12 protein-coding genes and 1 pseudogene are annotated in these 11,682 nt (G+C 69.0%); 5 read left to right on the forward strand and 8 right to left on the reverse strand.

Annotation, left to right across the window (positions count from 1 at the left end; all coding sequences use genetic code 11):
- The 5 genes and pseudogenes from ACFVJS_RS21190 to ACFVJS_RS21210 all read right to left on the reverse strand — a co-directional run.
- Positions 1-713, reverse strand: a pseudogene (locus tag ACFVJS_RS21190) (mannitol dehydrogenase family protein); the annotation flags it as partial.
- The gene (locus ACFVJS_RS21195) at positions 710-1,546 is read right to left on the reverse strand and encodes a carbohydrate ABC transporter permease (protein ID WP_378884502.1); all 837 of its coding nucleotides are present in this window, start codon (positions 1,544-1,546) and stop codon (positions 710-712) included. The gene ACFVJS_RS21195 and the pseudogene ACFVJS_RS21190, both read right to left, overlap by 4 nt.
- Entirely contained in the window at positions 1,543-2,502 is a 960-nt protein-coding gene (locus ACFVJS_RS21200; protein WP_378884505.1) for a carbohydrate ABC transporter permease, read from the reverse strand. The genes ACFVJS_RS21195 and ACFVJS_RS21200 overlap by 4 nt, the downstream gene beginning before the upstream one ends.
- Entirely contained in the window at positions 2,502-3,830 is a 1,329-nt protein-coding gene (locus tag ACFVJS_RS21205; protein WP_378884507.1) for an ABC transporter substrate-binding protein, read from the reverse strand. Before ACFVJS_RS21205 ends, ACFVJS_RS21200 begins: the two co-directional genes overlap by 1 nt.
- A 183-nt stretch (positions 3,831-4,013) precedes the next feature.
- Positions 4,014-4,796 carry a DeoR/GlpR family DNA-binding transcription regulator gene (locus ACFVJS_RS21210; protein WP_378884508.1) on the reverse strand — a complete coding sequence of 261 codons (783 nt, stop codon included), beginning with the start codon at positions 4,794-4,796 and terminating at the stop codon, positions 4,014-4,016.
- Positions 4,797-5,115: 319 nt separating this feature from the next.
- Between ACFVJS_RS21210 and rplU the strand changes: the two genes are divergently transcribed.
- The gene (gene rplU, locus ACFVJS_RS21215; RefSeq protein WP_165113277.1) at positions 5,116-5,418 is read left to right on the forward strand and encodes a 50S ribosomal protein L21; all 303 of its coding nucleotides are present in this window, start codon (positions 5,116-5,118) and stop codon (positions 5,416-5,418) included.
- 36 nt (positions 5,419-5,454) lie between these two features.
- Entirely contained in the window at positions 5,455-5,712 is a 258-nt protein-coding gene (gene rpmA, locus ACFVJS_RS21220) for a 50S ribosomal protein L27 (protein ID WP_008358497.1), read from the forward strand.
- Positions 5,713-5,866: 154 nt separating this feature from the next.
- Here the strand turns inward: rpmA and ACFVJS_RS21225 are convergent, their stop codons facing one another.
- Positions 5,867-6,721 (reverse strand): LLM class flavin-dependent oxidoreductase, encoded by an 855-nt coding sequence (locus tag ACFVJS_RS21225; protein WP_378884511.1) that lies wholly within the window; start codon positions 6,719-6,721, stop codon positions 5,867-5,869.
- Between the two features lie 77 nt (positions 6,722-6,798).
- On the opposite strand from ACFVJS_RS21225, the gene obgE reads away from it, so the two are divergent.
- From obgE to ACFVJS_RS21240, 3 genes are all read left to right on the forward strand, one after another.
- A complete protein-coding gene (gene obgE, locus ACFVJS_RS21230; RefSeq protein ID WP_378884514.1) occupies positions 6,799-8,379 on the forward strand; it encodes a GTPase ObgE in 1,581 nt (526 codons plus the stop codon).
- Between the two features lie 72 nt (positions 8,380-8,451).
- Positions 8,452-9,564 carry a glutamate 5-kinase gene (gene proB / locus ACFVJS_RS21235; protein ID WP_378884515.1) on the forward strand — a complete coding sequence of 371 codons (1,113 nt, stop codon included), beginning with the start codon at positions 8,452-8,454 and terminating at the stop codon, positions 9,562-9,564.
- Positions 9,565-9,643: 79 nt separating this feature from the next.
- Complete coding sequence (locus tag ACFVJS_RS21240; protein WP_378884518.1) at positions 9,644-10,618, forward strand: endonuclease/exonuclease/phosphatase family protein; 975 nt, start codon at positions 9,644-9,646, stop codon at positions 10,616-10,618.
- 10 nt (positions 10,619-10,628) lie between these two features.
- Here the strand turns inward: ACFVJS_RS21240 and ACFVJS_RS21245 are convergent, their stop codons facing one another.
- Positions 10,629-11,168, reverse strand: coding sequence for a GNAT family N-acetyltransferase (locus tag ACFVJS_RS21245; RefSeq protein ID WP_378884519.1), 540 nt, complete (start codon positions 11,166-11,168; stop codon positions 10,629-10,631).
- Between the two features lie 373 nt (positions 11,169-11,541).
- Positions 11,542-11,682: HNH endonuclease (locus ACFVJS_RS21250; RefSeq protein ID WP_378884523.1), on the reverse strand; the 141-nt coding region annotated here is incomplete at its 5' end.

Raw genomic sequence — 11,682 nt, forward strand, 5'->3', positions numbered from 1 at the left:
GTCGCCGGGGTGATCCTGTCCACCATCGAGCTCGGGAAGGCCACCTCGGACGCGATCCAGTCACCGAGCGCCGGGTCACGCAGGGAGGCGAACGCGGCCAGCATCGATCGTGCGACCTGCCCGTTGCCGGCGATGTTGTCGCACGACATCACCGTGAACGGCGCCACCCCCGCCGCCCGACGACGCGCCAGCGCCTCCACGACGTACCCGAAGGCCGTCGACGGTACGGCCCCGGGCTCCAGGTCCGCCTGGATCGCCGGGTCGGAGGCGTCGAAGCCGCCGGTCGCCTGGTTGACGTGGTAGCCGCCCTCGGTGATGGTCAGCGACACGATCCGGATCCGCGGGTCGGTGAGCTGCGCCAGGACGGCCTCGGGGGAGTCGGGGGCGAAGAGGTAGTCGATGATCGAGCCGATCACCCGCCCGTGCACCGCCCCGTCCGGGGCCCGTTCCATGAGCGTGTAGAGATGGTCCTGGGCGGCGAGAGCATCCCGCATGCGTACGTCCTGGGGCATCAGCCCCACCCCGACGATGCCCCAGTCGGTGATGCCCGAGGCGAGCAGGTCGTCGACGTAGCGCGCCTGGTGGGCGCGGTGGAAGCCACCGACCCCGAGATGCACGATCCCGGGGGTGACGGCGGAACGGTCGTAGGCGGGGACGGCGATGGCCGCAGACAGCTCGCCGAGCCGAGCCGTCGTGAGTTGGGCGTGAGTCATTTGACCGCCCCGAGGGAGAGGCCCTGGACCAGCTTGTCCTGAGCGGCGAAGCCGGCGATGAGCACGGGCAGCGAGATCAGCGTCGCGCCGGCGGCCAGCTCGGCGAGGTAGGCGTGCTCGGTCTGGATCAGTGTGTTCACGTAGACCGGTCCGGTCTGTGCGGCGACCGAGGTGAGCACCTTGGCGTAGAGCTGCTCGTTCCACGCGAAGATGAAGCAGATCAGCGAGGTCGCGGCGACGCCGGGCATGGCGATCGGGGCAACGATGCGGGTCAGGATCCGAAGCGTGCTGGCACCGTCGATGGAGGCCGCCTCGATGATCGCGGGCGGCACCTCGGCCAGGAACGAGCGCATCATCCAGACCGCGATCGGCAGGTTCATCGCCGTGTAGAGCAGGATCAGGATGATCACGTTGTCAGGCATGTTGATGACCTTTGTCGTGAACAGGTAGATCGGCAGGATCCCCGCGACCATCGGCAGCATCTTCGTCGACAGGAAGAAGAACATCGCGTCCGACCACTTCTTCACCGGCCTGATCGAGAGGGAGTACGCCGCGGGGATGGCCAGGGCGAGCACGAGCAGCGTCGAGATCACGCTGGTGATCACCGAGTTGATCAGTGCCGGGGTGATCGGGTTCGCCGAGGTGAACAGGCCGCTGTAGTTGTCCATGGTGAGCGGCGCACCCCAGCTGGGTGGGTACGTCTGGGCGTCCTGCGGCGCGTGCAGCGAGGTCAGGACCATGTAGAGGATCGGGATCACGAAGATGATGCCGACCAGCCACGCTGCGATCGGGATGACGATCTTCGCCACCCGTTGCCGGTTCCATGCGTTCATCGGCTTGCCTCCTCGTCGGTCAGCAGGGACGACACGACGCGGAGCGCGAAGGTCGCGATGATCAGTGAGCCGATGACCACGACGACGCCCAGCGCGGAGGCGACCCCGTAGTCCTTGGCGGAGTAGAACGTCTCGTAGACGGCGAACGGGATGTTCGTCGAGTTCAGCCCGCCGGTCATGCCCAGGACCGAGTCGAAGTTCTGGACGATGAAGATCGTGCCGAGCACGATCGAGAGCTCGAGGTAGCGGCGTACGTGGGGGAGCGTCATGTGCACGAACGTCTGCCATCCGTTGCAGCCGTCGATCGACGCGGCCTCCAGGACCTCGGGGTCCTGCGACTGCAGCCCGGCGAGCAGGATCAGCATCATGAACGGCGTCCACTGCCAGATCAGCTCGATCTCGATGGCGAGCTTGGGATGGTCGGTGAGGAACGCGATGTCCTGGGCGTTCGGCACCCCGAGCTGACCGAGCACGCCGTCGACCAGGCCGAACCCGGTCATCAGGATGCCGTTGCCCCAGAAGACGGCAGCCGCGATCGGCACGATCAGGAACGGCGCGATCATCATCGTGCGCACGAGGCCGCGGCCGACGAACGCATGGTTGAGCAGCAGCGCGATCCCGAGCGCGAGCAGGGCGCTGACCCCGACGACGACCACCGTCATCTCGATCGTGTTCAGGACCGCCGTACGGTAGGCCGGCGTCGTGAACACGGTCTTGAAGTTGTCGAGCCCGGCGAAGCTGCGCTCCGGGGCGTCGGGCTGAGCGCTCCAGTTCATGAACGACATCACCAGCGTTGCCACGAACGGCAGCTGTGTCACCACGATCAGGAAGACCAGCGCGGGCAGCAGCGGCGCGCGCAGCTTCCACGACTCCCGGCCCCATTTCTTGTACGCCGCGGGCGGCCGTTCCGCCGCGGGCTCGGTTGTGGCGGGGAGGGGTGCGGTCAGGGAGGCCATCACTGCTTCTCCTTCTGGACGTCGCCGTACTCCTGGGCGAGCGACTGACATCGGTCGAGCGCCGCGTCGGTGGTCTTCGAGCCCGAGATGGCGCTGGAGAGCTGCTTGGCGCACTCGGTGCCGAAGTCGGTGAAGCTCGGGACCCCGACGAACTGGATGCCGTTGTAGGGGCGCTTCTGGACGCCGGGGTTGTCGGCCTGGGCGTTCTTGATCGCGTTCATGGTCGGGGTCGCGAAGGCGCCGGCCACCTCGAGGTACTCGGGGTTCTCGTAGGTCGAGGCGCGCTTGCCGGCGGGGACGTTGGTCGGGCCGCCGGTGTCGTTCTCGGTGTCGGCCATCACCAGCTGCTCGTACTCCTTGCTGGAGGCCCAGGCGACGAACTCCTTGGCCTCCTCCTGGTGCCGCGAGGCCTTCTGGATCGCCCAGGCCCAGGTGTAGAGCCAGCCGGCGTTCTCGGTCTGGTCGTGCGGGGCGGCGACGTAGCCGACCTTGCCCTTGACCGGCGACTCGGCCGCTTCCAGCGACCCGGCGCCGGAGGTGGCGTCGTACCACATCGCGACCTTGCCCTGCTGCATGGCGTTGAGGCACTGCGGGAAGCTGAACGTCGCCGCACCCGCCTCGCCGTGCTCGCGGACGAGGTCGACGTAGAAGTTGGCCGCCTTCTTGAAGCCACCCGTGTTGACCTGGGCGTTCCAGTCCTCGTCGAACCAGGTGCCGCCCATGGTGTTGACCACGGTCGTGATCGAGGCCAGGTTGTCGCCCCAGCCGGCCAGGCCGCGCAGACAGATGCCGCGCATGTCCGGCTCGGCCTCGTCGATCCGGGCCGCGAAGTCGGCGACCTGGTCCCAGGTCGGGTTGGCCGGCATCTCGATGCCGTGCTTCTCGAACAGGTCATTGCGGTACATCAGGAACGACGACTCGCCGTAGAACGGCTGGCCGTAGACCTTGCCGTTGGCCGAGAGCGCCTCGGTCATCGGCGGGAGGATGTCGTCCTGGTCGAACTCGGGGTCGTTCGCGATGCTCTCCATGTCGGAGATCCAGCCGGCCTCGGCGTAGTAGGGGATCTCGAAGTTGGACAGCGTCGCCACGTCGTAGATGCCGGACTGGTTGGCGAACTCGGTGCTCGCAGTGTCGCGCATGTCCTGCTCGACCTTGACCACGAAGTTCACCTCGATCCCGGTCTCTTTGGTGAAGTGCTCCTCGGTGAGCTCCTGGAGCTCGAGCATCTGGGGGTTGTTCACCATCAGCACCGTGATGCTGTGCTCACCCGCGCTCGTCCCGCCGGCGCCGAGCCCGCCCGTGCCGCATGCCGTCAACGCTGTGATCATTGCAACCGTGGTGGCCAAAGAGCGCGCTGTCAGCGCTGCGGAGGTCCGTCTCCGTGCCCGCATCGATCTGCCTCCTCGCAGTGTGACTGTCGTCACGACCACGATGTCGCAATTCGGGCCGGACCCCCTAGCCCGGTCAAGGCGCCCGAGTTGCCCGGTTGCTGCCCGTTTCTCGGGGCCTCCTCAGGCGCGGACGACCCGGGGTCCGAGTGCGGCGAACCGACGGGCCTCGGAGGCCGGGAGCTCGGTGCCGGTGATGAGCAGCTCGAAGTCGCGTACGCCCGCGAAGCGGCACAGGCTGGAGGCTCCGAACTTGGTGTGGGCGCCGAAGAAGATCCGGCGCCGGGAGCGCTCGATCGCGGTGCGCTTGACCGCGGCCACCGACGGGTCCTGCGTCGTCAGCCCCTGCTCACGGGAGATCCCGTTGGCGCCGATGTAGGCCAGGTCGATCACCAGGTCGCCGAGCATCCGGGTCGCCCACTGGTCCACGACGCCACGGGTGAGGGTGCGTACGCGGCCGCCCAGGATGATGACGGTGAGCTCGGGGTCCGCGGAGAGGCGGGTTGCCACCGGCAGTGAGGGGGTGATCACCGTCGCCGGCCCCTGGCCGAGGAGCTCCTCGGCCAGGAACTGGGGCATCGTGCCCTCGTCGATGTAGATGGTCTCCGCGCCGTGCCGGTGCTGGAGGGCGGCCCGGGCGATGCGGTGCTTCTCGTCGACGTCGCGGCCCGCCCGGAACTCGAGAGACGTCTCGAAGCTGCCGCTCTCCAGCGCGACCGCGCCGCCGTAGACCCGCTCCACGACCCCGCGGTCGGCGAGCACCTTCAGGTCGCGCCGGATCGTCTCGACGCTCACCCCGAGATCGGGCGCCAGATCGGTGACCGAGACCCGTCCGGTCGTACGTGCCCGGGCCAGGATCTCCTCCTGCCGGGCCTGGCTCGCGGGCGACGGCTCGGTCGACGTCATGAGCGCCATCCTGCCCGGAATCGTGCCCGGTTCACAGCGAACCGGGCCGAACCGGGCGCCCGGTCGGCTGGTTCGAGGTCTCCGGGACACCATGTCCGGGCGGTGGTCCGACGGTGTGCTGGCAGTGTCCGGGCGGATGGTGTCGCGGCGTTTTGCGGCTACCTGGCCGCGTACGTAATATTGAACCTCGGCGTGCGCAGTGCGCCGTTCCTGCAGGCAACCGCTGGCACCTATCGCTTCGGGGTCCAGTGATCACGTATGTGCACAGCTGCCGCGGGTAAACACAAGACTTTGAGTTCGGAGCATGAAGGAGACCGCGGTGTACGCGATCGTGAAGGCTGGCAGCAAGCAGCAGAAGGTCGTTGTCGGCGACGTCATCGAGATCGACCGCCTCGACGGCGAGGCCGGTGCTGCGGTCACGCTGCCGGTCGTCATGCTCGTCGACGGTGAGACCGTCACCACGACCGGCCTCGACAAGGCTTCGGTTGCGGCTGAGATCGTCGGTGCCTCCAAGGGCCCGAAGATCGTCATCCAGAAGTACAAGAACAAGACCGGCTACAAGAAGCGCCAGGGTCACCGTCAGAAGTACACCCAGGTCAAGGTCACCGCGATCAACGCCTGATTCCGGCGTTCCAGAGATACTTGAAGGACTGAGAAGATGGCACACAAGAAGGGTGCGGCAAGCACCAAGAACGGTCGCGACTCCAACGCCCAGCGCCTCGGCGTGAAGCGCTTCGGCGGCCAGCTCGTCAACGCCGGTGAGATCATCGTCCGCCAGCGCGGCACGCACTTCCACCCCGGCACCAACGTCGGTCGGGGCGGCGACGACACCCTGTTCGCCCTCCAGCCTGGTGCGGTCGAGTTCGGCAAGCGCCGCGGCCGCCGGGTGATCAACATCGTCCCGGGCGACGCCTGATCAAGACTTTCGAAGGGCCCTCTCCGAACCGGAGAGGGCCCTTCGGCGTCGTCGGGTGGGGTGGCGGTTCGTCTAGGTATGCAGCCGAACACTCACTTCCCACGTGGAACTCCAACCGGGAAGTGGCGGTTGGGCTACATACCTAGACGAACATTCAGACGTACGCCGCACGAGCCGCGATCGCCTCGAAGGTGTCCCACGAGACCTCCCAGCGGGTCCCGGCGCGCGGCCAGTGGAGCGCGATGTCGGTGATCCCGATCTCGGCGTAGGAGCCGGCGAGGTCCTCGAACGCGTCGGCCGACTCGGTCCACGGCTCCTCGGTGAAGCCGGACATGAACAGCTTCGGCATGCTGTCGTAGTCGCGCCCGTTCTTCTCGCACGCTTCGCGGAGCATCTCGAGCCGCTGGGCGACGAAGCCCCTCGGGTCGTCGCCGTGCGGGTTGGCGATCCAGCCGTCGCCGACCTCGGCGGTCAGCCGGATCCCGCGGGGGCCGTTGCCGGCCAGCCAGAGCGGCGTACGCGGCTGCTGCACCTGGCCGGGGGAGACGGTGACCTCGCGGGTCTGCCAGTGCTCGCCGTCGATGGTGACCGGCGACTCGCGCAGCAGCTGGTCGACGGCGCGGGTCCACTCCGCGAACCGGTCGGCGCGCTCGCGGGGCGTGAACTCGCGCCCGAGCACGTCGCCGTCGGAGGTGTGGTCGTCGCCGCCCGCGCCGATGCCGATGGTGATGCGCCCGCCGGAGATGCGGTCGAGGCTGCGGATCGCGGCGGCGGTCGGGATCGGCGTACGGAAGTTGGGGGTGGTCACCAGGGTGCCGAGCCGGATGGTGGAGGTGAGGGCCGCTGCTGCGGCCATCGACGTGAATGCCTCCTCCCACGGGCTGTGGCCACGCCAGGCCAGATGGTCGTAGACCCATGCCGTCTCGAACCCGAGCTGCTCGGCCTGGGCCCACCGCTCGCCCATCGCCGGCCAGTCCTCGATCGGCCACATCACAGTTCCTACTCGCATGCGCACAGTCTGCACCGGCGACCGCGAGGCGTCGCGCGGATAGCAACTCCAGAGCCTGCCGTCGGTAGGCTGGAGCCATGGCTGTACCCACCTTCGTCGACCGCGTCACCCTCCACGTCGAGGCCGGTCGCGGCGGACACGGGGTGGCGTCGGTGCACCGCGAGAAGTTCAAGCCGCTGGGCGGCCCCGACGGCGGCAACGGTGGCCCGGGCGGATCGATCATCCTGCGCGTCGACCCCGACGTGACGACGCTGATCGACTACCACCACAGTCCCAAGCGCAAGGCCTCCAACGGCGGCCAGGGTGCGGGCGGACACCGCAACGGCGCCCACGGCGAGGATCTGATCCTGCCGGTGCCGGACGGCACCGTGGTGACCGACATGCAGGGCAACGTGCTGGCCGACCTGGTCGGCCCCGGCTCCGAGCTGGTCGTGGCCGAGGGCGGCCGTGGTGGGCTTGGCAACGCGGCGCTCGCCTCCTCCAAGCGCAAGGCCCCCGGCTTCGCGCTGCTCGGCGAGCCGGGCGAGGCGCGCGAGATCGGCCTGGAGCTCAAGGTCGTCGCCGACATCGGGCTGGTCGGTTTCCCGAGCGCGGGCAAGTCCTCGCTGATCGCGGCCATCTCGCGGGCCCGGCCGAAGATCGCCGACTACCCGTTCACGACGCTGGTGCCGAACCTCGGCGTCGTCAAGGGCGGCGAGATCACCTTCACCGTCGCCGACGTGCCCGGCCTGATCGAGGGCGCCGCCGACGGCCGCGGCCTCGGCCACGAGTTCCTCCGCCACATCGAGCGTTGCGCCGCGCTCGTCCACGTCATCGACACCGCGAGCATCGAGCCCGGCCGCAACCCGATCGACGACCTCGACGTCATCGAGAACGAGCTCTCCCGCCACGGCGGCCTCGAGGACCGGCCCCGGCTGGTCGCGCTCAACAAGGTCGACGTCCCCGACGGCCGCGAGATCGCCGAGATGACCATCGGCGAGTTCGAGAAACGCGGCCTGAAGGTCTTCGAGATCTCCGCCGCCTCGGGTGAGGGCACCCAACAGCTGATCTACGCGATGGCCGAGCTGGTCGCGGCGTCGCGCAAGGAGACGCCGGTCGTCGCGCCGACGCGGATCGTGCTCCGCCGGGCGGGTGCCGAGGGCAAGGACGGGTTCACCGTCAAGGTCTCCAAGAACGGCGAATACCTCGTCCGTGGGCCCCAGCCCGAGCGTTGGGTGCGCCAGACCGACTTCGAGAACGAGGAGGCCGTCGGCTACCTCGCCGACCGCCTCAACCGGCTCGGCGTCGAGGAGCGGCTGGTCGAGCTCGGAGCCGAGGAGGGCGACACCGTCATCATCGGCGACCCGGCCAACGCGGTCGTCTTCGACTTCCGCCCCTCGATCCAGACCGGTGCCGAGATGCTCGGCCGCCGCGGCGAGGACCAGCGCTTCTACGAGGAGCGGCCCGCTGCCGCGCGGAGGCGCGAGATCGATGCCGGGATGGAGACCAAGGCGGAGCACGAGGCTCGCGCCGACGTCGCCCGGCGGCTGCGTGACGGGGCGGGCCCCGTGGCGTACGAGATCGGTGGCGAGGACGACCCCGACACCGACTGGGCCGAGGACGACCCTTCGACAAGCTCTGGACACCAGGGCGAGTCGCGCTCGACCAGCGAAAACTGACGGGGCGACGGCAGTAGCCGCCGGTAGGATCCGGGCCAGCGGAGAGCACAGGCTGACGTACGAGGGGGATCGGTGCAGCGCGAGGTCGTGACCGGGGCACGCCGGGTCGTGGTCAAGGTCGGGTCGTCGTCGCTGACGACGGCAGCGGGAGGCATCGATCCGGCCCGGGTGAGCGGTCTGGTCGACGTACTCGCGAAGACGCGGGCCGCCGGGCAGGAGGTCGTGCTGGTCTCCTCCGGGGCGATCGCGGCCGGGCTGTCGCCGTTGGGGCTGGCCAAGCGTCCCAGGGCGCTGGCCAAGCAGCAGGCGGCGGCGAGCGTCGGACAGGGGCTGCTGGTCCATCGCTACACCGACGAGCTCGCCCGGCACGGCATCATCGCCGGCCAGGTGCTCCTCACGGTCGACGACCTGAACCGGCGAGCGCACTACCGCAACGCCGATGCGACGCTGTCGAAGCTGCTCGACCTGGGGGTGCTGCCGATCGTCAACGAGAACGACACCGTGGCCACCTCCGAGATCCGGTTCGGCGACAACGACCGGCTCGCGGCGCTGGTGGCCCACCTGGTCAAGGCCGATCTGCTGGTGCTGCTCAGCGACGTCGACGGGCTCTACGACGCGCCTCCGTCGCACCCGGGGTCGCAGCGCATCGACGAGGTCGTCTCGATGGCCGACCTCGCCGGGGTGACCATCGGCAAGGCCGGTGCTGCCGGCGTCGGCACGGGAGGCATGGTGACCAAGCTGGAGGCGGCGCGGATCGCCGTGGACGACGGCGTACCGGTCGTGCTGACCTCTGCCGCCCAGGCGGAGGCCGCCTTGGCGGGTGAGGCTGTCGGCACCTTGTTCCACGCCGTCGGCAGGCGTCGCCCGGCGCGGCTGCTGTGGCTCCAGCACGCCACGGAGCCGGTGGGGTCGATCAGCATCGACGCGGGTGCTGTCGCCGCGATCAGCAAGCGCGGCGCCTCGCTGCTGGCAGCGGGTATCACCGGCTCCTCCGGTTCGTTCCACGCCGGCGACCCGGTCGATGTCGTCGACCCGTCGGGTGTGGCCGTCGCGCGTGGGCTGGTGAACTACGACGCCGACGAGATCCCGCGGCTGGCCGGACGCTCCTCCGGCTATCTCGAGGCCAACCTGGGGGCAGCGTACGCTCGGGAGGTCATCCACCGCGACGATCTGGTCGTCCTGTGAGCGAGCGCCAGCGAGCGAACCATGTGATCAGCACGCCGCCGCGTCCGTACTCTTGCGCTTGCGCAACGGAGGTGGCGGCGTGAACCGAGCGCGGTGGGTGCCGCTGGCACTGGCGTGGGGCGTGCTGGTCGTGTGCGGGCTGCCCGCTCTGGCGATCACACTCTCCCGGGCGCTGGCGAGCACGGATCTGCGGGCGGTCCGGCTGGCGGCGTTCGCACCGTTCGGCATCGGGCTGTACGCCGCCTGCCTGGTCGCGGTCCTGGTGCTGGTGTGGCTGGCGGCCGGTCCCGCGCGGATCCGGCTCGCGGTCATGGCCGGGGTGGTCGGCATGCTGCTCGCGGTGCACCTCGCCTGGCAGGCACCGATGTACGCCGGGTCGCGGGAGACCAGCGCCGGCGAGCCGCTGACGGTGATGACCACCAACCTCTTCGAGGGCAAGGGCGACATCGACACGGTGGTCGAGGCGGTGCGTGCCCACAAGGTCGACCTGCTCGCGGTTCAGGAGATCACGCCTGAGGCGTTCGCGAAGCTGTCGGGCAGGCTGCGTGACCAGCTGCCCTACCGGATCGGCGAGGCCGCGCCCGGCACCGACGGGACGATGCTCTTCGCCGGCGAGCCGATCACGAAGGCGCGCCGGATCGAGACCGCGATGGGGTCGTGGGTGGCCGACGTGGGGGAGCGGCGGGTCGTCGTCGCGCATCCGGCGCCGCCCACGCTTGCCTCGTGGCCGGCCGAGCAGGAGCTTCTCATCAAAGAGGCGGCCGCGGAGAAGCCCGACCTCGTCCTCGGCGACCTGAACGCCTCGCTCGACCACCACACCGTCCGGCAGCTGCTCGACGATGCCGAGGTCTCGGATGCTGCCCGGGCCAGCAACGCCGGATGGCAGCCGACATGGCCCGTCGACGGGTTCGCCGGCGTACCTCTCCCGCCGTCGACCGCGATCGACCATGTGCTGATCAGTGACGCCTTGGTCGCGCTGGCGACCGAGACGGTCGAGGTGCCGGGCTCGGACCACCTGGCGCTGGTCGCCTATCTAGGTACGCCCGCGGAATGACCGCTCGGTCCTAGCCGGCCTTGAGGACCCCGAACCACTGCTCCGCGCCGTACGCCTCGAACCGCTCCACCTCGACGAACCCGAGCTTCTGGGCCAGACGCAGGGACCGCTCGTTGGCCACCTGGGTCGTGATCACGACCGGCTCGCCGGGGAGCGTCCGCTCGATCCAGCCGAGCGCTGCCCTGGTCGCCTCCGTCCCGATGCCCTTGCCCCAGGTGGTCGGGAGGAACTCGTAGCCGATCTCGACCTCGTCACCCTCATCGCGTACGTGGTGGGCCCATGCCCGGTCTCGGCGCTGCACGGTGATCCTCCCGATGAACTCGCCTTCGTGCTCGACGGCGAAGATCCCCGGTCTGGTGTTGGGATCGTGGGGGATCAGGTCCTCCAGCTCCTCGCGAGTGTGCCGAGGGCCGCCGAGGTAGGCCTGGGCGGTCTCGTCCGAGAGGAGCTCGGCCAGGCTTGCTCTGTCTTCTGTTCTGGTCTCTCGGAGGATCAGGCGTTCGGTGACGATCTGCTCTGGGGGCCAGGGGACGTCGCCGAGGGGTTTCATGGGGTTGGACGGTAATCGGGTTTGAGTTCTGTTGGGGGCTGAATTTCGTGGCCGGGGTGGGCCGCCGACCCTTTCCTGAGGGTGTTCTCGACGAACCCCGGAGTCAAGGCGATGTATCGAGCTTGTCGAGATGACGGCCTTCGGCCGCCGGCTTCGCCGGCCGCTTCGCGGTCCTTGACACCGGGCTCCGCCGAGAATTTTGGCTGGCTATCGGGTCGGCGGCGGGGTTTGGCGCAGCAGAATCCGGGTTTAGCGCGGGCTTGGGAACCGGGGCCGACGGATCCGGACCGGCAGACGTGTCTCGTCGGGCTTTTACTAGACGATGACACCTTGTGAATGCTTCACAAAGGATGAGCCAATGCCCCTCAGTACCTCAGGTACGCCGGGTGAACCGGATCCGACCATCCGGGAGCCGTTCATAGCCGTAGTTGGGGTCGTGGATCCGGCGATGGTCACTGCCACACAGCAAGACCATGTTTGCCAGGTCGGTGCGGCCGCCTTCGAACCACGGTTC

This window comes from Nocardioides sp. NPDC057772, assembly GCF_042798075.1.
Taxonomy (GTDB): domain Bacteria; phylum Actinomycetota; class Actinomycetes; order Propionibacteriales; family Nocardioidaceae; genus Nocardioides.